The 23,433-nt window shown below is 59.4% G+C and carries 24 protein-coding genes, 1 tRNA gene and 1 pseudogene; 16 read left to right on the top strand and 10 right to left on the bottom strand.

Going from position 1 to position 23,433, the window contains the following annotated elements:
• Window positions 1-77: 77 nt before the first annotated feature.
• Entirely contained in the window at window positions 78-965 is an 888-nt protein-coding gene (locus tag ACYYKW_RS05030; protein ID WP_093106153.1) for a LysR family transcriptional regulator, read from the bottom strand.
• 138 nt (window positions 966-1,103) lie between these two features.
• Between ACYYKW_RS05030 and lysM the strand changes: the two genes are divergently transcribed.
• Entirely contained in the window at window positions 1,104-1,544 is a 441-nt protein-coding gene (gene lysM, locus ACYYKW_RS05025) for a peptidoglycan-binding protein LysM (protein WP_093106148.1), read from the top strand.
• Window positions 1,545-1,634: 90 nt separating this feature from the next.
• Here lysM and yrfG read toward each other — a convergent pair whose 3' ends face one another.
• Entirely contained in the window at window positions 1,635-2,297 is a 663-nt protein-coding gene (yrfG, locus tag ACYYKW_RS05020) for a GMP/IMP nucleotidase (RefSeq protein WP_186619411.1), read from the bottom strand.
• Between the two features lie 88 nt (window positions 2,298-2,385).
• On the opposite strand from yrfG, the gene nudE reads away from it, so the two are divergent.
• Both nudE and cysQ read left to right on the top strand, forming a co-directional pair.
• Window positions 2,386-2,955 (top strand): ADP compounds hydrolase NudE, encoded by a 570-nt coding sequence (gene nudE / locus ACYYKW_RS05015; RefSeq protein WP_090288331.1) that lies wholly within the window; start codon window positions 2,386-2,388, stop codon window positions 2,953-2,955.
• A 1-nt stretch (window position 2,956) separates the two neighbouring features.
• Entirely contained in the window at window positions 2,957-3,790 is an 834-nt protein-coding gene (gene cysQ / locus ACYYKW_RS05010) for a 3'(2'),5'-bisphosphate nucleotidase CysQ (RefSeq protein ID WP_172833302.1), read from the top strand.
• A gap of 204 nt (window positions 3,791-3,994) precedes the next feature.
• On the opposite strand, the gene ACYYKW_RS05005 is transcribed toward cysQ, so the two are convergent.
• Genes ACYYKW_RS05005 through rfbC form a run of 4 tightly spaced genes read right to left on the bottom strand, consistent with a single transcriptional unit; the run spans window position 3,995 to window position 8,222 of the window.
• Window positions 3,995-4,450 (bottom strand): YiiD C-terminal domain-containing protein, encoded by a 456-nt coding sequence (locus tag ACYYKW_RS05005; protein WP_464989557.1) that lies wholly within the window; start codon window positions 4,448-4,450, stop codon window positions 3,995-3,997.
• On the bottom strand, window positions 4,447-5,829 hold the full coding sequence (locus tag ACYYKW_RS05000) for a sigma-54-dependent transcriptional regulator (RefSeq protein WP_090288334.1): 1,383 nt from the start codon (window positions 5,827-5,829) through the stop codon (window positions 4,447-4,449). Before ACYYKW_RS05000 ends, ACYYKW_RS05005 begins: the two co-directional genes overlap by 4 nt.
• Window positions 5,826-7,634: a sensor histidine kinase gene (locus ACYYKW_RS04995; protein ID WP_090288336.1), complete on the bottom strand. Its 1,809-nt coding sequence runs from the start codon at window positions 7,632-7,634 to the stop codon at window positions 5,826-5,828. The genes ACYYKW_RS05000 and ACYYKW_RS04995 overlap by 4 nt, the downstream gene beginning before the upstream one ends.
• Before the next feature lie 42 nt (window positions 7,635-7,676).
• The gene (gene rfbC / locus ACYYKW_RS04990) at window positions 7,677-8,222 is read right to left on the bottom strand and encodes a dTDP-4-dehydrorhamnose 3,5-epimerase (protein ID WP_336356241.1); all 546 of its coding nucleotides are present in this window, start codon (window positions 8,220-8,222) and stop codon (window positions 7,677-7,679) included.
• Between the two features lie 166 nt (window positions 8,223-8,388).
• Between rfbC and ACYYKW_RS04985 the strand changes: the two genes are divergently transcribed.
• From ACYYKW_RS04985 to ACYYKW_RS04945, 9 genes are all read left to right on the top strand, one after another.
• Window positions 8,389-11,301, top strand: coding sequence for an aminotransferase (locus tag ACYYKW_RS04985; protein ID WP_464989556.1), 2,913 nt, complete (start codon window positions 8,389-8,391; stop codon window positions 11,299-11,301).
• Window positions 11,302-11,604: 303 nt separating this feature from the next.
• Complete coding sequence (aguB, locus tag ACYYKW_RS04980; RefSeq protein ID WP_090288346.1) at window positions 11,605-12,483, top strand: N-carbamoylputrescine amidase; 879 nt, start codon at window positions 11,605-11,607, stop codon at window positions 12,481-12,483.
• A 5-nt stretch (window positions 12,484-12,488) separates the two neighbouring features.
• Window positions 12,489-13,595 carry an agmatine deiminase gene (gene aguA, locus ACYYKW_RS04975; RefSeq protein ID WP_090288348.1) on the top strand — a complete coding sequence of 369 codons (1,107 nt, stop codon included), beginning with the start codon at window positions 12,489-12,491 and terminating at the stop codon, window positions 13,593-13,595.
• Between the two features lie 246 nt (window positions 13,596-13,841).
• Window positions 13,842-14,054, top strand: a complete 213-nt coding sequence (locus tag ACYYKW_RS04970; protein WP_090288350.1) for a hypothetical protein — start codon at window positions 13,842-13,844, stop codon at window positions 14,052-14,054.
• A gap of 453 nt (window positions 14,055-14,507) precedes the next feature.
• Complete coding sequence (locus ACYYKW_RS04965; RefSeq protein WP_093106119.1) at window positions 14,508-15,794, top strand: OprD family porin; 1,287 nt, start codon at window positions 14,508-14,510, stop codon at window positions 15,792-15,794.
• Between the two features lie 228 nt (window positions 15,795-16,022).
• Window positions 16,023-16,769, top strand: a complete 747-nt coding sequence (locus ACYYKW_RS04960; RefSeq protein WP_090288355.1) for a 2OG-Fe dioxygenase family protein — start codon at window positions 16,023-16,025, stop codon at window positions 16,767-16,769.
• Between the two features lie 79 nt (window positions 16,770-16,848).
• Window positions 16,849-17,226 (top strand): GNAT family N-acetyltransferase, encoded by a 378-nt coding sequence (locus ACYYKW_RS04955; RefSeq protein ID WP_093107005.1) that lies wholly within the window; start codon window positions 16,849-16,851, stop codon window positions 17,224-17,226.
• Window positions 17,223-17,939 carry an AzlC family ABC transporter permease gene (locus ACYYKW_RS04950; RefSeq protein ID WP_336356245.1) on the top strand — a complete coding sequence of 239 codons (717 nt, stop codon included), beginning with the start codon at window positions 17,223-17,225 and terminating at the stop codon, window positions 17,937-17,939. Before ACYYKW_RS04955 ends, ACYYKW_RS04950 begins: the two co-directional genes overlap by 4 nt.
• The gene (locus ACYYKW_RS04945) at window positions 17,918-18,235 is read left to right on the top strand and encodes an AzlD domain-containing protein (RefSeq protein WP_464989555.1); all 318 of its coding nucleotides are present in this window, start codon (window positions 17,918-17,920) and stop codon (window positions 18,233-18,235) included. The genes ACYYKW_RS04950 and ACYYKW_RS04945 overlap by 22 nt, the downstream gene beginning before the upstream one ends.
• Here the strand turns inward: ACYYKW_RS04945 and ACYYKW_RS04940 are convergent.
• Complete coding sequence (locus ACYYKW_RS04940; RefSeq protein WP_464989554.1) at window positions 18,152-19,078, bottom strand: LysR family transcriptional regulator; 927 nt, start codon at window positions 19,076-19,078, stop codon at window positions 18,152-18,154. The two genes, ACYYKW_RS04945 and ACYYKW_RS04940, sit on opposite strands and share 84 nt — an antisense overlap.
• Window positions 19,079-19,398: 320 nt before the next feature.
• On the opposite strand from ACYYKW_RS04940, the gene ACYYKW_RS04935 reads away from it, so the two are divergent.
• Window positions 19,399-19,809, top strand: coding sequence for an MbcA/ParS/Xre antitoxin family protein (locus tag ACYYKW_RS04935; protein ID WP_464989553.1), 411 nt, complete (start codon window positions 19,399-19,401; stop codon window positions 19,807-19,809).
• 11 nt (window positions 19,810-19,820) lie between these two features.
• Window positions 19,821-20,486: an RES family NAD+ phosphorylase gene (locus ACYYKW_RS04930; protein ID WP_464989595.1), complete on the top strand. Its 666-nt coding sequence runs from the start codon at window positions 19,821-19,823 to the stop codon at window positions 20,484-20,486.
• A 48-nt stretch (window positions 20,487-20,534) separates the two neighbouring features.
• Here the strand turns inward: ACYYKW_RS04930 and ACYYKW_RS04925 are convergent, their stop codons facing one another.
• The gene (locus ACYYKW_RS04925; protein ID WP_464989552.1) at window positions 20,535-20,810 is read right to left on the bottom strand and encodes a DUF3077 domain-containing protein; all 276 of its coding nucleotides are present in this window, start codon (window positions 20,808-20,810) and stop codon (window positions 20,535-20,537) included.
• Between the two features lie 485 nt (window positions 20,811-21,295).
• Here ACYYKW_RS04925 and ACYYKW_RS04920 point away from each other — a divergent pair.
• Together ACYYKW_RS04920 and ACYYKW_RS04915 are read left to right on the top strand one after the other, a co-directional pair.
• A pseudogene (locus ACYYKW_RS04920) lies at window positions 21,296-21,612 on the top strand (transcriptional regulator).
• Window positions 21,602-21,886, top strand: coding sequence for a helix-turn-helix domain-containing protein (locus ACYYKW_RS04915; protein WP_172833301.1), 285 nt, complete (start codon window positions 21,602-21,604; stop codon window positions 21,884-21,886). Before ACYYKW_RS04920 ends, ACYYKW_RS04915 begins: the two are co-directional and overlap by 11 nt.
• A gap of 96 nt (window positions 21,887-21,982) precedes the next feature.
• Here the strand turns inward: ACYYKW_RS04915 and ACYYKW_RS04910 are convergent, their stop codons facing one another.
• Together ACYYKW_RS04910 and ACYYKW_RS04905 are read right to left on the bottom strand one after the other, a co-directional pair.
• Entirely contained in the window at window positions 21,983-23,140 is a 1,158-nt protein-coding gene (locus ACYYKW_RS04910; protein ID WP_464989551.1) for an AAA family ATPase, read from the bottom strand.
• A gap of 195 nt (window positions 23,141-23,335) precedes the next feature.
• A tRNA-Thr gene (locus ACYYKW_RS04905) sits at window positions 23,336-23,411 on the bottom strand.
• Window positions 23,412-23,433 lie beyond the last annotated feature (22 nt).

Below are 23,433 nucleotides of genomic sequence, written 5' to 3'. Positions count from 1 at the left end.
TTGATCTAGGTCAAGACTAGGCGCGGCAAGTTGTCGCGTCTAATCGCTATTACCGATCTACCGATAGATGCCGTCGATCAAGCCTCTTTGGGCGATTTCTGGTACAGCGCGAAACAGGCTTCCGCCAGCGCTGAACGCGGCGCGCCACGGCGCATGATCAGGCCCAGCGGCGCCAGCGTGCGGGCATTTTCGATCGGTTGCAGGCGCAGGTGATCAGCCAGGGTTTCCGCACCGCCATCCAGCGGCATGATTGCGCAGCAAAAGCCGCCGTGTACGGCCTGTAACAATTGATGCACGGCGTCGGTTTGCAGCAGGGGTTGTGGGGTCAGGCCGCGGCTGTGGAAGTTGTGGTCGATGGACTGGCGAAAATGCATGCCGCTGGTGAGCATGCACAGCGGCAGTTCGATCAGCGCTTCCCAGCTCAGCGGTTCTTCGCCAAAGGTGAAGGAGCGCTGATCGTAAAGCAGGCCCATGCGCGTTTCGTCGAAGGCCAGAGAATCAAAGCGCTCGCCGTCCAGACGTTCCAGATAGGACACGCCGATGTCGATGCGATTGTTGGCCAGGTGTTCGAGGACCTGCTCGGAACTCAGCGACGACAATTCGAAGCGCAACTCCGGGTGCGCAGCGTGCAGGCGTTGCATCAGCGGCAGCGGGTCGAAGCTCGACAGCGGCACCACGCCCAGGCGCAACGTACCGATCAGATTGCCGCGACAGGCCGCCGCTTCTGCCTGCAAGCCGTCATAAGCCGCCAGCACCGTGCGCGCCCACGCCAGCACGCGTTCGCCCGGCGCGGTGAAACCTTCGAAGCGTTGGCCACGGTTGACCAGCGGCAGGTCGAGTTCTTCTTCGAGGCTGCGCAAACGCATCGACAAGGTCGGCTGGGTGATGTGGCAGCGCGCAGCGGCCTGGCCGAAGTGACGGGTTTCGTCGAGGGCGATGAGGAATTTCAGTTGCTTGATGTCCATCTTCGCTCCGGGAAATGTTGGCGGGGTGGGCGATTCTACCGCGTGCGTGCGCACAGGGTCATTGGTCGGACTGGAACCGGGTTTGGCCGGGGTGGTCTAGGCTTGGGCGTCTGGAACCCAAATCAAGGAGTGTGCGCTATGAGTCTTTTGAGCTTTGTGAAGGAAGCCGGTGAAAAGCTGTTGGATCTGCTGACTCCCGGTAATGCCAATGCCAGCGAGCAATTGAAGGAACACATCAACAAGGTCGGGCTGGGCAATCCCAACGTACAGGCGACCGTGGACGGCGACAAGGTGACGGTGACCGGTGAAGTCGCCAGTCAAGAAGAGAAAGAGAAAATTCTTCTGGCGGTGGGCAACATTCAAGGAGTGGGCAGCGTCGATGACCAGATCACCGTGACCGGGCCGGTGGTAGTCGCCGCCGAGTTTGTCGAGGTCAAAGCAGGTGACACCCTCAGCGCGATTTCGCTGCGCGTCTATGGCAACGCCAATCAGTACCAGAAAATTTTCGACGCCAACAAGCCGATGCTCAAGGATGTGAACAAAATCTATCCGGGGCAGAAGCTTCGTATTCCGAAGTAAACCCCATCTGATCGCCAGCAGGCTGGCTCCCACAGGTGACCGCATTCTCCTGTGGGGAGCCAGCCTGCTGGCGATTGGGGCAACCCGGCTTCACAGCCCTGCAATCAAATCCCGATAATCCTCGACCGCAGCAAACTCGGCGGTGTCTTTCGGTCCCTTGCGGCTGTCCGGCTCTTTCACCGCGAGCAAATGCGCCACGCCAAAATCCCGTGCACTGCGCAGAATCGGCAAGGTGTCGTCGATGAACAGGCTGCGCGCCGGATCGAACCCGATATCCGCCTGCAAGGCATCCCAGAATTGCGGATTTTCCTTGGGATAACCGTAATCGTGGGAGCTGATCAGCCGTTCGAAGTACGGCGCCAGTTCGATCCGCTCCAGTTTCAGCGACAGCGAGTCGCGGTGCGCATTGGTGATCATGATCACCCGCTTGCCGGCGCGTTTGATCGCATCAAGGAAGGTGTCGGCATCCGGGCGCAACGCGATCAGATGCGCGGTTTCCTGTTTCAGTTCGCGCACCGACAGTTTCAGTTCGGCACTCCAGAAGTCCAGGCAATACCACTGCAACTGGCCGGCATGGCGCTCGAACAGCGGCTGCAATTCCATCTCGGCCATGGCCCGGCTGACCCCGTGCAGTTCGGCGTAACGCTGGGGCAGGTGTTCGAGCCAGAAGTGGTTGTCGAAGTGCAGATCCAGCAACGTGCCGTCCATGTCCAGCAGAACGGTATCGATGTCGGACCACGGTAATGAAGGCATGGCAACGTCTCGAGCGGTGAAAGGATATCCGAGGTAAACAATCGGGAAAGCCGCGTTATAGTAGCGCGTTCACGCCAAGGAGCTTTGCATGCGCCAGAAACCCACCGTACTTGCCCGCGAGATCGTCGCCACCAGTCGTCTGTTCGCGGTCGAGGAACTCAAGCTGCGCTTTTCCAATGGCGTGGAACGCACGTATGAGCGGCTGGTCGGCAAGGGCGCGGGCTACGGCGCGGTGATGATCGTGGCGATGCTCGATGCCGAACATGCGGTGCTGGTCGAAGAGTATTGCGGTGGCACCGATGCCTACGAATTGTCCTTGCCCAAAGGCCTGATCGAGCCGGGCGAGGATGTACTGGCAGCGGCCGAGCGTGAGCTTAAGGAAGAGGCCGGTTTCGGCGCCCGACAACTGGAGCATCTGACGGAGCTGTCGTTGTCGCCCGGTTACATGAGCCAGAAGATTCAGGTGGTGCTGGCCACCGATCTGTATGAAGAGCGCCTGGAGGGCGACGAACCAGAGCCGATGCGAGTCGACAAGGTCAACCTGCGCGAACTGTCGGCGCTGGCGCTCAATCCGCAGTTTTCCGAAGGACGTGCGCTGGCGGCGCTGTATCTGACGCGTGATCTTCTGACCCAGCGCGGCTCTTTCAATCTTGAGTGAGATGACGATGAATTTCCCCCACCCGTTGATGGCGCCTGTTGTTGCTTTGGCATTGCAGGCTGGCGAGGCGATTCTGCCGTTCTGGCGTGCGGGCGTTGAAGTCACGGCCAAGCCCGATGATTCGCCGGTGACCGCAGCCGACTTGGCCGCGCATCACCTGATTGTCGCTGGGCTGACAGCGCTGGACCCGAGCATTCCGGTGTTGTCGGAAGAAGACGCCAATATCCCGCAAAGCGTGCGTGCTGGCTGGCAGCGCTGGTGGCTGGTGGACCCGCTGGACGGCACCAAGGAATTCATCAGTGGCAGCGAAGAGTTCACCGTCAACATCGCTCTGATCGAAAACGGTCGGGTGGTGTTTGGCGTGGTTTCAATGCCGACCAGTGGTTGCTACTACGTCGGCGGCGCCGGGCTTGGGGCGTGGCGTTGCGACGAGCACGGTACGCCGGTGGCAATCCAGGTGCGTGAAACGCTGAAACCGGGCGAAACGTTCACCGTGGTTGCCAGCCGCCGACACTCGAGCCCCGAGCAGGAGCGTTTGCTGGCCGGGCTGAGTGCCAGTCTGGGCGAATTGCAGTTGGCCAACATTGGCAGCTCGCTGAAGTTCTGTTTGCTGGCGGAAGGCGCCGCGGATTGTTATCCGCGGCTGGCGCCGACTTCGCAGTGGGACACGGCGGCAGCGCAGGGCGTGCTGGAAGGCGCGGGGGGCGAGGTGCTGGATTTGCGCGGTGAAGCGTTTTGTTATCCGGCGCGGGAATCGCTGTTGAATGAGTTCTTTCTGGCGTTGCCGGCGAGGGCTTCGTGGCGTGGGCGGTTGTTGGAGTTGGCCCGGGGTTAGGGTTCTGATCCGGAATTGCCCTCACCCCAGCCCTCTCCCCCAGGAGAGGGAGCCGATCGCGGGATATTGGCGAGCCGCGTCGACCTGGTCGAGTTTTGCTGAATCCGCAATCGCTGCGGTCTTTCAGGTCGATGAACAACGCAAGTCACTTCGGTCAGTCCCCTCTCCCTCCGGGAGAGGGCCAGGGTGAGGGGCCGTTGATCTTCAACGGTGCAAAACGTACTGCCCGGTAAACGTCACGGCGTGCTCTTCACTGCCTTGATTGACGATCCGCGTATCAAGCGTCAACCGCGCCCGTCCATGACGCCGATACATCGCTAGAAACTTCTTCCACACTGCCGCGTCAGCCGCCGGGCAAATTGCCGTGGCATCACCGGTCACCGGCAGCGGATAACTGATCTGCCCTTCCTGAATCACAATGTGCCCGTCGGTAATCCCTTCTTCCTTCAGGCGCAAATGCAGCCAGCCCCAACCGGCCAGCACCGCGCCGCAGTAGAGGCTGCCGCCAAACATCGTGCTCTTGTGATTGACGTTCGGCGCGAGCGGCAAATGCAGGCTCAGTCGCTGTTCACGCCACTCGAGTACCGTCAGGCCCATCTCGGCGGTCAGTGGGATGTCGTGGTGCAGCACCGATTGCAGATGGTCAGTGTGGTCGCTCATTCGTTTTCGTCCCCCTGACTGTTATCGCCGAAGTTGAGGCCATGTTTGCGCAACTTGTCGTGCAGGGTCTTGCGCGGAATGCCCAGGGCTTCGGCGAGGCTGCGCACCGAGCTGTGCGAGCGCGCCAGTTCTGCGGCGATCAGGGTTTTCTCGAAGTTTTCCACTTGCTCGCTAAGCCCGCCGCTGACGACTTCGACCGGTGCGCCGGCGCTGCCTTCGGCGCCGTTGTCCAGCGCCAGCTCCAGACCCAGGGCAAAGCGTTCGGCGGCGTTTTGCAGTTCGCGCACGTTGCCCGGCCAGGTGTGACGCAGCAGCAAGGCGCGTTGTGCCGGTTGCAGTTCATGGGGTGGCAGACCGTGGCGGGCGCTGGCTTCATCGGCGTAGTGCTGGAACAGCAGCAGCGCATCTTCGCCGCGTTCGCGCAGCGGCGGAATGCGCAGCGGCGCAACGTTTAGACGGTAATACAAGTCGGCGCGGAAACGGCCCTGATCGGCAGCCTGGCGCAGGTCTTCCTTGGTTGCGGCGATAACGCGGATGTCCAGCGGGATCAGTTGATTGCCGCCAAGTCGTTCGACGACGCGCTCCTGCAACATGCGCAGCAATTTGACCTGCACGTCCAGGCTCATGCTCTCGATTTCATCGAGAAACAGCGTGCCGCCATTGGCAAATTCAAACTTGCCGATCCGGCGTTTTTGCGCGCCGGTGAACGCGCCGGGCTCATGGCCGAACAGTTCGCTTTCCACCACCGATTCGGCCAGTGCACCGGCGTTGATCGCCACGAACGGCCCGTTGCGGCGGCTGGACAGGTCATGCAGGGCACGGGCGACCACTTCTTTGCCGGCGCCGGTTTCGCCGAGAATCAGCACATCAGCCTTGGTCGCCGCCAGCGCGCCGATCTGCTCGCGCAGACGCAACATTGGCGTCGAATGCCCGACCAGCCGCGCGCTCAGCTCATTGCGATCGCTGAGGGCCAGGCGCAGGCTGCGGTTATCCAGCACCAGACGGCGCAAGGCGAGAGCGCGGCGCACGCTGTCGAGCAGCGCGTCGCTGGCGAAGGGTTTTTCAAGAAAATCGTAAGCGCCAGCGCGCATCGCCTGCACGGCCAGCGGTACGTCGCCGTGGCCGGTAATCAGCAACACCGGCAGCTCCGGGTCCTGTGCGTGCAATTCGCTCAGCAGTTCGAGGCCATCCATGCCCGGCATGCGAATATCGCTGACCACCACGCCCGGCCAGTCACGCTCCAGTTGCGCAGCCAGACCCTTGGCTTCAGACAAGGGCAGGATTTTCAGGCCGGCCAGATCCAGCGTCTGGCCGAGGGCCTGACGCAGGTGCGGATCGTCGTCGATCAACACCACCTGAATGCGATTGTCGATGGTCATGCACTTCGGTCCTCGGAGGGTTGCAGGCTGACCCCGGGCGCGCCGGCGCGCAGCCGCAGGGTAATCAGAGCGCCACCTTGCTTGTGGTTGGCGAACGACAGTTCACCGCCGAAGGCGCGCATCAGCGTTTCACAAATGGCCAGGCCCAGACCCAGACCCTGGGTGCGGGTCTTGGTGGTGTAGAAGGGCTCGCTGGCGCGGCCAAGGGCTTCCATGCAGAACCCCGGGCCGTTGTCGCGGATGTACAGGTTGACGCCGTCGGCGGTGGATTCGGCACTCAGCCAGAGTTTGCGCGGCGGACCTTTTTCCGTCAGGGCGTCGAGGGCATTGGCGAGCAGGTTACCGAGGACTTGGCGCAGACGGGTTTCACCGGCCTCGACCCACAGTGTGGCGGCGGGTAGATCGCGGATCAGTTCGACTTCCATGCTGCGCCGACGCTTGGCGAGCAGGGCCAGCGCATCGTCGAGCGCCGGTTGCAGGGCGACGCTTTCCGGGGCGTGGCGGTCGCGCCGGGCGAAGGCGCGCAGGTGGGCGATGATCGAGGCCATGCGCCCGGTCAGTTCGCTGATCAGCTTGAGATTGCCGCGCGCGTCGTCGGTGCGTTGATGATCGAGCAACACCTCGGCGTTTTCCGCGTAGCTGCGGATCGCCGCCAGCGGCTGATTGAGTTCGTGGCTGATGCTCGCCGACATCGTCCCCAGCGCCGACAGTTTGCCGGCCTGAACCAGATCATCCTGCGCGCGGACCAATTCCTGCTGGGCGGTTTCGCGTTCGAGCACTTCCTGCTTCAGCCGTCGGTTGAGGCCTTCGAGATCGCTGGTGCGCTCGGCGACCCGGCCCTCCAGCTCACGCCGCGCCTTGGCCTCGAAGGCGATGCGCTCCAGATAATGCCGACGGCGCTGCATCATCAAACCCACCAACAGCATCACCACCAGCAACGTCGCGCCGCCAATCGCGACGACGGTGCGCACCGGGCGGTCGATCAGTGTCCGTGGTGCGAGGATGCTGACGCTCCAGCCGGTTTCGGCGATGTCGTGGGTCTGGATCAGCCAGGCGTCGGTGCTGAGGTTCAGCGGCCGCGGCTCGCGCGTCGGGTACGGCTGAATCGCGGTGATTGCCGAGCGTTCGCTGTCGCTCAGAATGCGTGTCGAGCGGAATCGCCACTCCGGCCGCGAGGTGAGGATGACCACGCCATTGTGGTCGGTGACCAACAGTTGTTCCGGGGTTTTGCCCCACAGGCTTTCGGTGTGGTCGAGGTCGACTTTGATCACCAGCACGCCGATGATTTTTTCGCCGTTGCGCACGGCAGCAGCGAAAAAGTACCCGCGTTTGGCCGACGTCGTGCCGAGGCCGAAGAAACGCCCGAGGCGCCCGGCCATGGCTTCACTGAAATACGGGCGGAAGGAGAAATTGCGGCCGACGAAGCTGTCATGTTTATCCCAGTTCGACGCCGCCAGCGTCTGGCCGCTGGTGTCCATCAGGTACATCACTTCCGCGCCGGTCTGCGCGGCGATGTTCTTCAGCAGGCGATTGGCATTGCCTTGGGTGACACCGTCATCCGGCGCGCCAAGCACGGCACGCAGCGCCGGCAAGTCGCCGAGAATCTGCGGCAACACCTCGTAGCGGTGCAGGGTGCCGAGCAGGTTGGCGACATACAGATCGAGGGTCTGGCGGTTCTGCCCGGCCAGTTCGCTGCGGTAATAGCGCTCGGCGAGATGTTCCAGCGGCCACAACAGCGGCGCCAGACACAGCGCAAGCAGGGCAAGGCTGCGCCAGCGGGGTCTGCGGGGAAGAGTCGGTTTCATGAGCCGGTTGCGCCTGAAGTAACAGGCGCATTATGCCCGGGCTCAGGCGAAGACGTCAGCGTCCTTGAGCAGCACGGCGGCCTGGTCCTTGGCCGACAGTTTCGGCGCTTCGTCCAGTTGCCAGTCGATGCCCAGCGCCGGGTCGTCCCAGCGGATGCTGCGTTCGGACGATGGATCGTAGTAGTTGGTGGTCTTGTAAAGAAATTCGGCAAACTCGCTCAGCACTACAAAACCATGGGCGAAACCTTCCGGCACCCACAACTGACGATGATTTTCCGCCGACAGCCGCACCGCCACCGATTTGCCGAAGTGCGGCGAGCTGCGACGGATATCAACGGCCACGTCCAGCACTTCGCCGACAGTCACGCGCACCAGTTTGCCCTGGGTGTTCTGCAATTGGTAATGCAGGCCACGCAGCACGCCTTTTTGCGAGCGCGAGTGGTTGTCCTGAACGAATTGTGTATCGAGGCCGGTCGCGTCCTGGAACGCTTTGGCGTTGAAACTCTCGTAGAAGAAACCGCGCTCGTCACCAAACACCTTGGGTTCGATGATCAGAACACCGGGCAGATCGGTGGTGATTACATTCATGAGGATTTCCGTAGTCAGGTGTGAATGGCCGCCATTCTTGCGCAAAGTGCCGGATGGCGCGAGTGCTGGCATTCAATTCGCCGTGAAGCCTTTGTGCGCTTGGGGGTTGCGCAACCTTTGAAGCAATGGCGATATAAGCGCCTAATAAAATTTCAGGGGTCGTTCCATGCCGCTTGCCACGTTGATTCACCGCGCCAGTTTGCCCAGCCCGCAGGTTTCGCAGGAGCAAGCGCAGCAATGGCTGGCGGAGCATTACGGGCTCAGCGGCGCTCTGCACGCACTCGGCAGCCAGCAGGATCTCAATTACCGCGTCGACAGCCCGCGTGGGCGCTTTGTGATGAAAATCTGCCGCGGCGATTACGCACTGGTGGAGTTGCAAGCCCAGCACGCGGGTCTGAAATATCTGGCCGAGCACCCGGCGATAACGGTGCCGCGTGTCATTGCGGCAAAAAACGGCGAGGACTTGCTGACGCTGCAGGCCGGCGGTGAAGCGGTGCACGTGCGGCTGCTCGATTACATCGAGGGCCAGTCGCTGACGCACCTGGATCATCTTGGCCACAAGGTCGTGGCAGACTTCGGCCGGCTGTGCGGTGAGATGGATCTGGCCCTCGCCGGGTTCGACCATCCCGGCCTTGCGCGTACCTTGCAATGGGACGCACGCCACGCCAGTGCCTTGATCGAGCATCTGCTGCCGGTGATCAAGGACGCGCAGCAGCGCACCTTGATCGCCGAGGCTGCCGAACAGGCCGAGCGCCGCTTGCAGCCGCTGCAGGACAAGCTGCCGGTGCAGGCGATCCACATGGACATCACCGATGACAATGTCGTCTGGGCGCGCGACGCCCAGCGTCACTGGCAGTTGCAGGGCGTGATCGATTTCGGCGATCTGGTGCGCACCTGGCGCATCACCGATCTGTCAGTCACTTGCGCTGCGTTGCTGCATCACGCCGACGGCGATCCGTTTGTCATCCTCCCGGCGGTGCAGGCCTACCATGCGGTCAATCCGCTGCAATATGAAGAATTGCAGGCGCTGTGGCCGTTGATCGTCGCACGCGCGGCCGTGCTGGTACTTAGTGGCGAGCAGCAGGTCAGCATCGATCCGACCAACAGCTACAGCCGCGACAACCTCAGCCATGAATGGGAAATTTTCCGTGTCGCCACCTCGGTGCCGTTGGCGCTGATGGAAGCGGCGATCCTGACCTCGGTGGGGCACAGCCTGCCGGCGATCGACAGTGGCGATTTCGCAACGTTGCTGCCGGGACTGGTCGGCCGCGAGTTTGCCCTGATCGACCTGGGTGTGCTGAGTCCGCATTTCGAGTCCGGTAATTGGGAACAGGCGGGCGTTGACCAGCGCCTGCTGGACGAAGCCGCGGCCGTGCATGGCCTCGCGGCGAGCCGTTACGGCCAGTATCGATTGTCACGCACACAGCCTGACAGCGCCGTCGAGCCGCAGACTTTCCCGCTGCATGTCGAACTGCGTGTTCCCCGTGGCTGCGTCGTGCAAGCGCCGTTCGCCGCTGTCCTGCGCGAGACGGCTGACGGCGCGTTGTGTCTGGACGGCCCGCAGCTCAGCGTGCGGCTGTGGGGCGTGACGGCCTCGCTGCCAAGTGGTTCGACGCTGGCCAAGGGGCAGGCGCTGGGCTCGGTCAGCGGACCGCTGCTGGTGCAACTTTGCCGTGACGCACAAATTCCGGCGCCGTTGTTCTGTACACCATCGCGTGCAGAGGCATGGCAGGCCCTGTGTCCTTCGCCGGCCGCTGTGCTGGGGCTGGCCTGTGATGCCGAGCCGGAACTGGACGGCAAAACCCTGCTTGAGCGGCGCGACGCCAGTTTCGCCCGTACGCAAAAACACTATTACGTCGACCCGCCGCGCATCGAGCGCGGCTGGCGCAATCATCTGATCGACATGCAGGGCCGTTCCTATCTCGACATGCTCAACAACGTCGCGGTGCTCGGTCACGGTCACCCGCGCATGGCGGCGGTGGCGGCGCGGCAGTGGTCGCTGCTCAACACCAACTCGCGGTTCAACTATGCGGCGGTCGCCGAGTTTTCCGAACGCCTGCTGAAGCTGGCGCCGGAAGGCATGGATCGGGTGTTTCTGGTCAACAGCGGCAGCGAGGCCAATGACCTGGCGATTCGCTTGGCTTGGGCGTACAGCGGCGGGCGCGACATGCTTAGCGTGCTGGAGGCCTACCACGGCTGGACGGTGGGCGCCGATGCGGTATCGACTTCCATTGCCGACAACCCCAGAGCCCTCGAAAGCCGTCCGGACTGGGTGCATCCGGTGACCGCGCCGAATACTTATCGCGGTGAATTCCGTGGCCTCGATTCAGCGCCGGATTACGTGCGCAGCGTTGAACAGCAATTACACAAACTGGCTGAGCAAAAGCGCCAATTGGCCGGGTTCATTTGCGAGCCGGTGTACGGCAACGCCGGTGGCATCTCGCTGCCGCCGGGGTATCTGCAACAGGTCTATGCATTGGTGCGCGCCCGGGGTGGCGTGTGCATCGCCGATGAAGTACAGGTCGGTTACGGGCGCATGGGCCATTTCTTCTGGGGTTTTGAAGAACAGGGCGTGGTGCCGGACATCATCACCATGGCCAAAGGCATGGGCAACGGCCAGCCTCTGGGCGCGGTGATCACGCGCCGGGAAATCGCCGAGGCGCTGGAGGCCGAGGGCTATTTCTTCTCGTCGGCGGGCGGTAGCCCGGTCAGTTGCCAGATCGGCATGGCAGTACTGGATGTCATGGAAGAAGAAAAACTCTGGGAAAACGCCCAGGTGGTCGGTGGCCACTTCAAGGCGCGGCTCGAAGCGTTGATCGATAAACATCCGCTCGCGGGAGCGGTGCATGGTTCGGGGTTTTATCTGGGACTGGAATTGATCCGCAACCGCGACACACTGGAACCGGCGACCGAAGAGACCGCGCTGCTGTGCGATCGCTTGCGTGAGCTGGGGATCTTCATGCAGCCGACTGGCGATGATCTGAATATTCTCAAGATCAAACCGCCGATGGTGACATCGCGCCAGAGCGTGGATTTCTTCGTGGACATGCTCGACCGGGTGTTCAGCGAAGGCCTGTAAGCGTTGCGAATCTCCTGTGGGAGCGAGCCTGCTCTCGAAAGCTATCGATCAATCGACGTCATTGTTGACTGTGAGACCGCCTCGCGAGCAGGCTCGCTCCCACCGTTATTTTAGGTTGTTAGTTCGATTTGTATCGGTATTTTTAGGTTTTATTTCGACATAAGGCGTTTCAAGTGCTTCTAAAGCCGATATTTATCGGCTATAAAGTCGCTATTGCTCCGGCATGGCGATCTATTGTCCGGCGCGCGCGTTTACTTTTCGGTCGACTTTCCGACCGTCGAAGCACCTGCCCGGAGATGATTCATGAGCCGTATCGTTACCGTTGCTGCCACTCAGATGGCCTGTTCGTGGGATCTGCACGCCAACCTCGAAATCGCTGAAAGACTGGTGCGTGAAGCTGCTGCCAAAGGCGCGCAGATCATCCTGATTCAGGAATTGTTCGAGGCGCCGTACTTCTGCCAGAAACCCAACCCGGATTACCTGCAATTGGCGACGACGGTCGAGGACAACGTTGCAATCAAGCATTTCCAGAACATCGCCAAAGAGCTGCAAGTGGTACTGCCGATCAGCTTCTACGAACTGGCCGGCCGTGCGCGGTTCAACAGCATCGCGATCATCGATGCCGACGGCAGCAACCTCGGGATTTATCGTAAAAGCCACATTCCGGACGGTCCCGGCTATCACGAGAAGTACTACTTCAACCCCGGCGATACCGGTTTCAAAGTGTGGAACACCCGTTACGCAAAAATCGGCGTGGGCATCTGCTGGGATCAGTGGTTCCCGGAAGCCGCGCGCAGCATGGCGTTGCAGGGCGCGGAAATCCTGTTTTATCCGACCGCGATCGGCAGCGAACCGCACGACCAGACGATTTCCTCGCGCGACCATTGGCAGCGTGTGCAACAGGGCCACGCCGGGGCCAACCTGATGCCGCTGATCGCCAGTAACCGCATCGGCCGCGAAGAACAGGACGGTTATGACATCACGTTTTACGGCTCCTCATTCATTGCCAACCAGTTCGGCGAAAAAGTGCAGGAGCTGAATAAAACCGAAGAAGGTATTCTTGTGCACACTTTCAACCTCGACGAGCTCGAACACATTCGCAGCGCGTGGGGTTCATTCCGTGACCGCCGTCCGAACCTGTACGGTGCGTTGAAAACCCTCGACGGTTCCCTGGAGTCCTGATCCCGATGACCACCTTGAAAAGCACCCCGCGCGCCGACGGCTTCTACATGCCGGCCGAGTGGGCAGCGCAAACCCAGACCTGGATGATCTGGCCCGAGCGCCCGGACAACTGGCGCCTGGGCGGCAAACCGGCGCAGGCCGCACACGCCGCGGTAGCCAAAGCCATCGCCCGTTTCGAACCGGTGACGGTGGCGGTCTCCGCCGGCCAATATGAAAACGCCCGCGCGCGCCTCGACGTGCCGAATATCCGCGTCGTCGAGATGTCCAGCGACGATGCCTGGGTGCGCGACAGCGGCCCGACGTTTGTCATCAACAACAGCGGCGAAGTGCGTGGTGTGAACTGGGATTTCAACGCTTGGGGCGGCTTTGATGGCGGCCTGTATGCGCCGTGGAACCGTGATTCGCAGGTCGGCGGCAAGATCCTCGAGATCGAGCGCAGCCCGCGTTACCGCACCGAAGGTTTTGTGCTGGAGGGCGGTTCGATTCACGTCGACGGCGAAGGCACGCTGATCACCACTGAAGAATGCCTGCTCAACCGCAACCGTAATCCGCACCTGAGCCGCGAAGAAATCGAAGCGGTGCTCAGCGCCAATCTGGCTGTGGATAAGATCATCTGGCTGCCGGATGGCCTGTTCAACGATGAAACCGACGGCCATGTGGATAACTTCTGCTGTTACGTGCGTCCGGGCGAAGTGTTGCTGGCCTGGACGGACGATCCGCAGGATCCGAACTACCCGCGCTGCCAGGCTGCGATGAACGTGCTGCAAAGCAGCACCGACGCCAAGGGCCGCCCGTTCACGGTGCACAAGATGCCGATTCCTGGGCCGCTGTACGCGACCGAGGAAGAGTGCGCCGGCGTCGATCCGGTCGACGGCACTCAGGAACGCAATCCGTCCGCGCGCCTGGCCGGTTCCTACGTCAACTTCCTGATCGTCAACGGCGGCATCATCGCGCCGAGCTTCGATGACCCGATGGATGCGCCAGCGCGGGAAATCCTGCAGAAGCTGTTCCCGCAGCACGAAGTGGTGATGGTGCCCGGCCGCGAACTGTTACTGGGCGGGGGCAATATTCACTGCCTTACCCAACAGCAACCGGCGCCGCACAAAGAGTGAGTTGAGTCGTAACAGCCTGAGTTGACAGGTAAAAAAACCTGACGTTTTTTAACGTACCGGTCAGGAACGCCAGGCCCGCGGCCCGAAAGGACCGCGGGCTTTTTTTGTCTCCATTGGTCGCCCGGGCGAAAAGCTTGGCATAGCTCTTGTATTGCTTCTGATGCACTAGGGAGGGAGAAGAACTTCAACAGTTCTGTCATGAATCTTGGATAACGTAGCCGCTCACGAACGGGAGAGAGCGCTGAAATGAACGCCGAAGTGAACGTAATCAGCGAGCGGACTTTGCATCCCATGGCCGTTAACGGCGAAACGCTCCAGCGTGTGGCGCACTGGTTGAAATCCAATGGAACGCGTCAGATCAGAGAACCTGATCCGCGCCGGATGATGATCGAGCGCTATCCCGCTGACCTGTTCAGCGAGGCCGAACTGGATGCGTTGTGGGCTGTGATGGAAGGATAAGAAGAACAACAGGGATCGGAAAAAGCGCTGCCGGGAAGGCGGCGCTTTTTTATGCCCGACACAAAACGAGTGTAGGAGTGAGCCTGCTCGCGATAGCGGTCTGCCAGTCGACAAATATTGCAACAGACAGACCGCTATCGCGAGCAGGCTCACTCCTACAGTTCAAAACTCCCTGCTCAACCTTGGTTTTCTGCAACAGCCTCGCTAAGAATTTACGTTTCTTAGACGATTTCTGCCTATTTAAAGACGATTCTTGAAATTGACACATTGTTCAGGCCGCGGCTACGATTCGGCCCAACGCCTGTGGCTAACCGCCATGACTCAAAATAAGGAGCAGGCCCGCCATGACTTGTCGTCGGCGGGTCTTTTTGTTTCGGGGTGAATACAAGAGTGCAAAAGCGCCGTTTCAGCCGTTCGACACAGCGCGTTTCAACCCGTAATAAGGAAAACAAAATGTTGAACAAGCGAATCAGTCTGATCGCACTGGGGATGTTGAGTGCTACACAGGCCATGGCTAACGACCAGGCCGAATCCAAGGGTTTCGTTGAAGACAGCAGTCTGAAAGTGCTGCTGCGCAACGCCTACATCAATCGTGATTACAAAGACGGTCGTGCGGACAAAGCCGAGTGGGGCCAGGCGGCGATCGGGACATTCTCGTCCGGCTTCACCCAAGGCACCGTGGGTGTCGGCGTTGACGCCTTTGGTCTGTACGCGCTGCGTCTGGACGGCGGCAAGGGTCGCACCGGCGCGCAAGGTATCGACTTCTTCAAACAGGAAAACGATGGTCGCGCGGCCCATGACATCGCCAAGGGCGGCGCAGCGGTCAAATTCCGTGTGTCCAACACCGTGCTGACTTACGGTGACCAGATGCCGGCCTTGCCGGTGCTGAGCTACGACAACGTGCGTCTGCTGCCGGAAAGCTACACCGGTACCTTGATCACGTCGCGCGAGATCAAAGGTCTGGAACTGAACGCCGGGCGTTTCACCGCCGAATCGCGCAAGAGCGATGAAGGTCGTGACAGCGGCGGTCTGAAAGCGATCAACGTGTTGGGCGGCAGCTATCAGTTCACCGAACACTTCAAAGGCGCGCTGTACGCCTCCGATGTTGAAGACGTCTTGAAGAAACAGTACGTGAATGCCAACTACGTGTTGCCGTTCAACAAGGATCAGTCGCTGACCCTGGACTTCAACGGTTATCGCACCAAACTGGACAACTCGTACGTCCGCGAAAACGGCGTAACCGGCGACGACAACAAGATCTGGAGCCTGGCAGCGACCTTCGCCACCGGCCCGCACTCGTTCACCGTGGCGCACCAGCGTTCGACTGGCGACAGCAATCTCGGTTACGCCTATGGCGGCTACCAGAAAGATCAGGGTCGTGTCGGTGACGGTGGTAACTCCATCTACCTGGCCAACTCTTACTGGTCCGACTTCAACGCCGAAGACGAACGCAGCTGGCAGTTGGGCTACGGCCTGGACTTCGGCGCATTCGGCGTACCGGGTCTGAGCTACAACTTCGCGTACGTACGTGGCGACAACATCACCACGTCGACCAGCGAAGGCGGCACCGAGCGCGAGATTTTCAACCAGGTCAAGTACGTCGTGCAAAGCGGCCCGGCCAAAGACCTCAGCGTGAAACTGCGCAGCTCGATCCTGCGCGTATCGCAGAAATCCAGCGAATACAACGTCAGCGGCAACGAGCTGCGTGTGTTCGTCGACTACCCGATCAACATCTTCTGATGATCGGGCTGTAACGAAAATGAGAAAACCCCGATTCGTTCGGGGTTTTTTTTCGCCGGTTTTTCGACAAAAAAACGAAAAAACCCGTGTTTCTGTCATGTAAAAGTTGTTTTTCAAGCGCTGCAAGTGCCGTTTCAAACAGCGCTTCAAATGCCTGAAATTCTTTCTCATGGACGCAAATTCTCCACCTAATAGATTAGGCCGCTCAACGCAGCGGAGATTTGGGTAATGATCGTTTTGAACAGAGAAGTGGGCGAATCGCTACGGCGCGACAAATATGTCAACGTCCAGGGTGGTGACTTCAATCTCTACGGTCATTTTGCCGACTTCGTCAGATTGACCAAAAGTTGGGAAAACATGGAGCCTGACAGCTACTACGGTCAGGCCGAAGCCGGCATGCGTTACCGTCGTTACAGCGACTTCGAATACAACCCGAAGACTCGCGAACTGAAGCAACTCGAACATCGCGCTTATGTGCAATCGAAGGAAAACAACGCCTACGTCGGCGGCGTTGTGCGGCACTTCCAGGACTTCTCCGAGGAAGTGATGAATTCGCCGGTGATGCGCAGCCTGATCGACACGGACTTCGAAGTGTATAAAAGCGTACTGCCGGAAGAGCTGCACGATGAAATCTGGCAGTGCCAGATCCATCAGATCCGCATCGAGATCAAACCCGGCAAACAACTGGAAATCACCCCGGAAGGCATTCACTGCGACGGCTACCCGTTCAGCGGTGTGCATTTCTGGGGGCGCAATAACGTCGAGGGTGCGGAGAGTCGTTTGTACGACATCCACGAGCATCAACTGGCGTCGACCACTTACCAGGAAATTCTCGACACCACGTATTTCCTCGACCGTGACATGCGCCACTACGTGACCCCGGCGCGCAATACGCACACCCATGCCATGGCATTCCGGCAGATTCTGGCGATTTCCTTCTCGCGGCCCGGGACCGCTTTCGACATTGTTCGCTAATCAGATCACCCCAATCGATGGCGTCGAGTGCTCAACGCCCGTGGTGTTGCGCCGCGCCACCGCCAAGGATGCGCAGCGCATGGAGCGCTTTTTCCGTCAGTTCGACGAAGTGTCGTTCTGCGAATGGCAGGACGCCAAGTGCCTGCGCGGCGTGTTGATCCAGAAAACCACCACCGCGTACCTGGCCTTTGACATTGCCGGCGAAATCGTCGGCGCGGTGTTGGGTGGCATGCTCGGTAGCCGCGGCACCATCAATCACTTGGCGGTCAGCCCGCGCTATCGCAGCCAGGGGGTCGGTCAACGGCTGGTTGAAGCGGCGTCATCCGACATGAAGCGGGTCGGGGTGTTACGGATGTTTCTGTTCGTCGACGATGCTAACCTCGCGGGCAAGCGTTTTTGGGCCGCCCAGGGTTTTTGCGAGCCTCACGGCGAACGGACATTTGAGAGGGACCTATGAATGAAACGTCCGGCAGTGCGCCGTTGATGGCCGAACATCAGCCGTCGCGCACGTTTGCCGAAGCCAGCCCGGTGGTCGCCGGGTATTTCACGGTGGCGTTCGTGTTCGGCCTGATGGCCGTGAATGCCGGGCTGCCGATGTGGCTGCCGGTAGCGATGTGCTTGTTCGTGTATGCCGGTGCTTCGCAATTCGCCGCGCTCGCGCTGATCTCCAGCGGCGCATCGCTGACCACCATCGTGCTGACGACTTTTCTGATCAATGCGCGGCACATGCTGATGTCGGTGTACATGGCCAAAGCCTTGCGTGCGCTCGGCCTGAGCCGCATGGAGCGCTGGTGTTACGCTGGTGGCCTGACCGATGAATCCTTTGCGTTTCACAGCGTCAAGCTCGGTACAGGCGCCCCCGTCAACGTGCGTTATCTGATCGGTTTCAACCTGTTCTGCCACACCTCTTGGGTGCTCGGTGGCCTGCTCGGCGCGGTGTGCGCGCAATACGCCGCGCACCTGATCAAATATCAGCTCGACTACGCCCTGACTGCCATGATGCTTTACGTGCTGGTGTCGCTGTGCAATACACGCAACAAACTCATCGCTGCCGCTGCTGCGGTGGTTTGCATGGGCGCGTTGAGCCTGATGGGCAGTTCGCCGTTCAATGTGTTTATCGCCACGTTTGTGGGCTGCGGAGTCGGTGTATGCCTGACCAAACGTTCCTGATCCTGGTGGTCGCGCTGATGATGGCGGTGACGTTCCTGCCGCGCGCGCTGCCGCTGCAAATCAACACCGAACACTGGCCGCCGTTTATCGCGCGGGCATTGGAGTACTTGCCGGTGGCGATCGTCGCCGCGATCAGCCTGACCCCCTTGTTGATCAAGGACCGGCAGATACAGTTCGATCGCCCGGAATTCTATGCCGCGATTCCGACGTTGCTATGTGCGTACTTCAGCAAAAACCTCTTTCTCAGTGTGGCGGTGGGGACGGCCACGTACATTGCGCTCGGCTCGTTCATGTAACGGCAAGTCGACGACATCGCTCAACGCCTGGCTCGACAACTCCGGATTGTTCACCGCCAGGCGCACCTCGAGGAAATCCTCGAAACCGGGGAAAATCGTCAGGCCGTTTTTCTGCGCGGCCTCACGCGAAACCATGCCCACCGCGTCCATTTGCGTGATCAACGACAGCGTCAAAGTTTCACTGCACGAATAAACCATGCGTTGGCCATTCTCGTGATTGCCCAGACCTGCATCGAGAAAGCGCAAAAAGCTGTGGGAATACGGACAATCTTCCGCAGGACGCACCTGAAACTTGTTGCCCAGCAAGGTCAGCGGATCGTTTTCCTGCCCGCAATGCGCACCGACCACCTGGACCTGCACCTCCGGCAGCACAATGCTCGGCAAACCCGGGCGCTGCGGACCGATCAACACCGCCAGATCGAAATCTTCATTTTTCAGCTTGCTGAGATTCTCCATCGACTCGGCGTAGCTGAACTCCATCTGATAATCCGGAAACACCTCGATCAGACGCCCGATCATGCGCCGGTTGAAGTCGGGTGCCAGGGTATTGTTCAACGCCACCTTCAACGTGCGCTGCCCCGGCACTTTCAACGCCGCGACTTTTTCTTCCATCTGTCGCGTCGCGATCAACACCTTGTCGATGTAAGGCGTGAGCTCCGTGCCTTGCGGCGTCAGCGTCAGACCTTTGTTGGAACGTCGAAACAAACGAAAACCGAACTGTTCTTCGACCTTGTTCAACTGCGCGGCCAACGCCTGCACGGTCAGACACGAATGGTCCGCTGCGGCCGACAACGAGCCGGTCTGCACGATGCGCATCAGGTTGCGTAAGGTTCTGCTATCCATGGGTAATGCCCTCTGAAATGGGCTGGGTATTGTTGTGTACGAGACGACCGAACCGGCGCCATATGCTGGCTATATTCCTGTACCTGAGCATAGTTGTCGCGGATTTAGTAGCGAATTGATTTCCCCGCCGATGGCTGGAGGCTGACAGAGGATCGGGGGTTTTGGTGACTTGCAGGTGATGGGGGTCAAGGGAGGGGTGAGGATTTCGCAGAAAACGTACGGCCCGTCTCGTTTAGAAGGTAATTCGTATGTGTATTAAGTTCAGCATTAACTACATATATGTACTAACCTGAAGGCACACAGTCTATGGGAGGCAACTGATGCCAACGTCATCCATTGCTTTAAGTCCACGGGAACAACTCGTCGCCCCCGAAGCCGGCCGCGTTGCGCTGAAGTTCTTTTTCAATCTCATGGAGCACTGGGGCTGCAGCGCCGAGCAGCAACGTACGTTACTTGGCGGCGTCGGTAACACCACGTTCTATAAATACAAACACCTGCCGCCCAACATTCGTTTGCCCCACGACACCTTTGAGCGTATTTCATACCTGATGGGCATTCACAAGGCGTTGAGCATCATCTTCAGCAACAGCCGCGAACGTGCGTACACGTGGGTCAGCAGCCCGAACACGGCAGCACCGTTCAATGGCAAAACGGCGCTCGATTACATGCTGGCGGGGAGGGTGATCGACATCGCCGATGTGCGCCGCTACCTCGACGGAGTGCGCGGTTGAACACCCCGGCGCTGGTCGATGTGCCGTGGCCGCGGGCGTATCGCATCGTCAACAGCAGCTTCCCGCCGATTGCCCTGTTCGAAGACGTCCTCGACCCCGAAGACCTCGAAATCGCCTACGCCATCGAAGCGCTGACCAACGATCGCCTGATCGAACAGGCCGGCGTACTCGCCCGCGTACGCCCCGAAGATCGCCTGTCCGGCCCCGGCTCCAGCCCGGTGATGGCCGCCTTCACCCACGTCGGCAAACGCAGCCGCTTCAGCGACGGCACCTTCGGCGTCTACTACGCCGCGAGCAGCCAGGCAGCGGCGATTGCCGAGACCTGTTTTCACCAGGAGCGTTTTCTTGCTGCGACTCAGGAAGCCGATCTTGAGTTGACCATGCGCACTTACGTCAATCGGGTGGTCAAGCCGCTGCATGATGTTCGCCAAGGCTTCGAAAGCCTGCATCAGCCTGACCCGGAAGTTTACGGCCCATCGCAAGCATTCGCGCGGCAGCTGCGCGACGCTGAATCGTGGGGCTTGCTTTATAACAGCGTGCGGCTGGCTGGGCATGAGTGTGTTGCAGCGCTTCGGCCGCCGGCGGTTTCGATTCCGAAGCAGGGGAAACATTTGCGGTATGTGTGGAGTGCGAGCGAGCGCAAGATTTCGATCGTGTTTGAGATCAATCAGGTTTGAGCCAAAAAGCCCTCGCATTGACGAGAGGGCTTAATGGGATAATTTACGTCAATGGCTGACTGGCGGCGCATCCAGTACCTTCACAACATCATCGATCAGCGCCTTGCTCAATTCCTGCAAATACTGCGAGGCGTAAGCATGCAGGTCAGGATCGCGAGAAACCGTAGAGTCCGCAGTGAGAAGCTTTGAAATGTGTAGCAGGTGCGAGGCATGTGACAGAGCGGCAACCACCGGTACGCCTCGGTTGGTGCGGAACATCGCCTGGTTGGACTGAAAGGAAAAATGCGTGAGGCCGGGTAATTTCAGATCAAGAAGATTGGTCATTTCGCTTCACCGTTCGATTGAAAGTGAGGCGAGGTGAACGGTTTCGCGAGGCAGCGGATTGTGGATGGATCGATGGCATTCATCTGTGAAACTCCCTGTTTCAAATGAGAGAGCTGCCATTTCGTTCTCAGGCGAAAGGGTGGCAGCTATGCGCAGGCTGAGAAACCGGAGATACAGGAACCCGGCAGACCCGAAGGTCTCCCACGCACAGCCGCCATTGCACGTTAAGACGGACACAAAAAAGCGCCGGCAATCGTGGGTTGGGGCGCTGGTGCGCCTGCATCTTACGCGGGTTCTCAGGCCCGGTCGCTGAATTGGCAGCGACGGGATTGACGGTAGCTTTGTGACAGGCAGATGAGCAACAGTGGCAAGTGGTGGCTTCTCGTTACAGCAGATTTCATAAGGTTTCGTGCCGCGCATTTCGTCGGTCTGTTCCCATAAGAGTTTATGGTTTGTTTATACGGCATGGCCGTATAGTCCGATTCATGTATACAATCATCGAAACGGAAATGTTCAAGCGCTATGCAGACGCCAATGGGTTGATGGTGAACGCCACGAATTCATAAATTGGCTCGCTGCAAATCCTCTGGTTGGCGATGTCGTGCCTGGCAGTGGAGGTTTGCGCAAGGTGCGTTGGACTCGCAGCGGCATGGGTAAGCGAGGCGGTACACGTGTCATTTATTACAACACGCTTTCTGAAGGCTCGATTTGGTTGCTCATTGCCTACACCAAGGCAAAGCTCGACAACTTGCCCTTAGCCTTCCTTAAGCAACTGAATGAGGAAATCAGCGATGGTCGATGAACTGGAGCAATTCCAGCAGGACTTGCTGGAATCTGTACGTCAGATGAAGGCCGGCAAGGCCGCGCGCGTAACGCAGGTGCCGCTCTCTACGGCAGCAGAAGCACGCGCCAAGGTAGGTGTTTCTCAAAGCGCGTTTGCCAAACTGATCGGTGTAAGTCTGCGGACTTTGCAGGACTGGGAGCAGGGGCGCCGGCAGCCGACGGGTGCGGCACAAACCCTCTTGAGGGTCGCAAGTCAGCATCCTGAGGCGTTGCGGGATTTGTTTCCTGCCTGATTCCATCTGGGGGAAAACAGGGTCAGACTACGATTTTCGATATTCAATTGGAAACGTGGTCTGACCCCTATTCTCTTCGGGGAACCAGTCCGCAACCTAACTCCCCCCAATCAAAGCCCGCTCTTCCAGCCAGATTTCTTGAACAAACTGATCTGTAATCGCATAAATCCCATGCCCGCGTCGCATGATGATGTTCTCGGCAACCAGCGCAATCACCACCGGTTGAATCTCTTCGACGCGCACCTCTCGCCCTACCGATTTTGAATACTCCGCCGCTGCGTCGGTGGAGAAAATACCGCGAGCGTCGCCTTCCGTTGAGGCGATTTTGTTGAAGATGGCTTGGGCCAGGCTGCCCAGTTGTTCGACTTTTTCCAGCTCAATGCTCGCCGCTGCCGAGCGTAGTGTGCTGGCTATGACGGGCAGGAAAACATCGGGTTCGCCCTCTTGCTGCAATAGCTGGCGAAGGGCTTTGAGCATCTCTTCAGGTCTGTTTCCCAAGGTATCGAACGCATCGATGGCGACTTCGAGGGAAGGCAGCTTCTCCTTCTTTACTGTCATTGCGAGTCGGTTGAGCAGGAATTCAACGTAATCGCCTTTCAGCAACGGGTAGGCAGCTGACGTGGCGCCGGAGAAGGCGTGGTTGCGTTTGGCGGTCAATTCGCTGACTTGCGCCCTGTGGGAGCCGGTCCCGATGAAAAGGAAATAGCCCGGTGTATGTGGGCGTGGGTTGATTGCGTCCCGAGCGGCTTTGAGCGCCAAGAGCAACTGGTTGCCGTCATCGGAGGAAACGGCGTGCTGCACTTCGTCGATGATCAAGACCAGATCTGTCTTTGCTTGATCCACGACTTCTGTGAGTGCTTGCGCCAGTGTCGGGCCGTTGGCGCTGCCAATGCTGTCGAGTTTGAACCCGAACTTGAATCCTGCGGCGCCGATTTCGACATTGCTGACGCGTCTGAATGTTTCCAGAACCGAGGAGCCGGGTGTTTGCAGATCTTTCAGGGTTTTGTGGATGGCGTTGTGCACGAGCGTGGCCGGGTTGGCGAGGGTGTCGCTCCACAAGTCGACGTAGATGACCAAAGCCCCCGCTTCCTCAAGGGCCGGGATAAGGTCATTCCTCAGAAACGTCGTTTTACCGGTGCGGCGCAAGCCAGATAGAAACAAGCCTGAGCGCAGGCCTTCATCGAGAACGCCCGGGTTGAGAAGCTGATTTGCCATTGACTCGGCCAATTCTGGACGCTGAAAAATGCTACTCATGCGATTACACCTTTTTATGGGTACGCCATAATTATTGCTATTTCATAATTTAGCATAAAGGCAGAAAACTGCTTGCGACGGGACAGTTAGCTTCGACTGAGTGGGCAGAACCTCATTTATAGAATGCGGCGTGCCAAATAATAAAACCCCAGAAACAACAAAGCCCCTGCATTTCTGCAGGGGCTTCGTTTTGTATGGTGCCGGCACCAGGAGTCGAACCCGGGACCTACTGATTACAAGTCAGTTGCTCTACCAACTGAGCTATACCGGCGTGTGGGCGACGATTATAGCGA

It is taken from the genome of Pseudomonas sp. 15C (assembly GCF_055484735.1).
The sequence above is the reverse complement of the archived record's forward strand: the minus strand, read 5'-3'. Positions and strand labels throughout refer to the sequence as shown.

Coding starts and splice junctions, on each gene's coding strand:
- lysM (WP_093106148.1), top strand. CDS start 1,104: ATGAGTCTTTTGAGCTTTGTGAAGGAAGCCGGTGAAAAGCTGTTGGAT.
- ACYYKW_RS04915 (WP_172833301.1), top strand. CDS start 21,602: ATGGTCGATGAACTGGAGCAATTCCAGCAGGACTTGCTGGAATCTGTA.
- ACYYKW_RS04995 (WP_090288336.1), bottom strand. CDS start 7,634: ATGAAACCGACTCTTCCCCGCAGACCCCGCTGGCGCAGCCTTGCCCTG.
- ACYYKW_RS04970 (WP_090288350.1), top strand. CDS start 13,842: ATGAACGCCGAAGTGAACGTAATCAGCGAGCGGACTTTGCATCCCATG.
- ACYYKW_RS04950 (WP_336356245.1), top strand. CDS start 17,223: ATGAATGAAACGTCCGGCAGTGCGCCGTTGATGGCCGAACATCAGCCG.
- ACYYKW_RS05030 (WP_093106153.1), bottom strand. CDS start 965: ATGGACATCAAGCAACTGAAATTCCTCATCGCCCTCGACGAAACCCGT.
- ACYYKW_RS04910 (WP_464989551.1), bottom strand. CDS start 23,140: ATGAGTAGCATTTTTCAGCGTCCAGAATTGGCCGAGTCAATGGCAAAT.
- ACYYKW_RS05000 (WP_090288334.1), bottom strand. CDS start 5,829: ATGACCATCGACAATCGCATTCAGGTGGTGTTGATCGACGACGATCCG.
- ACYYKW_RS04935 (WP_464989553.1), top strand. CDS start 19,399: ATGCCAACGTCATCCATTGCTTTAAGTCCACGGGAACAACTCGTCGCC.
- ACYYKW_RS04960 (WP_090288355.1), top strand. CDS start 16,023: ATGATCGTTTTGAACAGAGAAGTGGGCGAATCGCTACGGCGCGACAAA.
- cysQ (WP_172833302.1), top strand. CDS start 2,957: ATGACGATGAATTTCCCCCACCCGTTGATGGCGCCTGTTGTTGCTTTG.
- ACYYKW_RS04945 (WP_464989555.1), top strand. CDS start 17,918: ATGCCTGACCAAACGTTCCTGATCCTGGTGGTCGCGCTGATGATGGCG.
- ACYYKW_RS04955 (WP_093107005.1), top strand. CDS start 16,849: ATGGAGCGCTTTTTCCGTCAGTTCGACGAAGTGTCGTTCTGCGAATGG.
- ACYYKW_RS04965 (WP_093106119.1), top strand. CDS start 14,508: ATGTTGAACAAGCGAATCAGTCTGATCGCACTGGGGATGTTGAGTGCT.
- rfbC (WP_336356241.1), bottom strand. CDS start 8,222: ATGAATGTAATCACCACCGATCTGCCCGGTGTTCTGATCATCGAACCC.
- aguB (WP_090288346.1), top strand. CDS start 11,605: ATGAGCCGTATCGTTACCGTTGCTGCCACTCAGATGGCCTGTTCGTGG.
- nudE (WP_090288331.1), top strand. CDS start 2,386: ATGCGCCAGAAACCCACCGTACTTGCCCGCGAGATCGTCGCCACCAGT.
- ACYYKW_RS04925 (WP_464989552.1), bottom strand. CDS start 20,810: ATGACCAATCTTCTTGATCTGAAATTACCCGGCCTCACGCATTTTTCC.
- aguA (WP_090288348.1), top strand. CDS start 12,489: ATGACCACCTTGAAAAGCACCCCGCGCGCCGACGGCTTCTACATGCCG.
- yrfG (WP_186619411.1), bottom strand. CDS start 2,297: ATGCCTTCATTACCGTGGTCCGACATCGATACCGTTCTGCTGGACATG.
- ACYYKW_RS05005 (WP_464989557.1), bottom strand. CDS start 4,450: ATGAGCGACCACACTGACCATCTGCAATCGGTGCTGCACCACGACATC.
- ACYYKW_RS04985 (WP_464989556.1), top strand. CDS start 8,389: ATGCCGCTTGCCACGTTGATTCACCGCGCCAGTTTGCCCAGCCCGCAG.
- ACYYKW_RS04940 (WP_464989554.1), bottom strand. CDS start 19,078: ATGGATAGCAGAACCTTACGCAACCTGATGCGCATCGTGCAGACCGGC.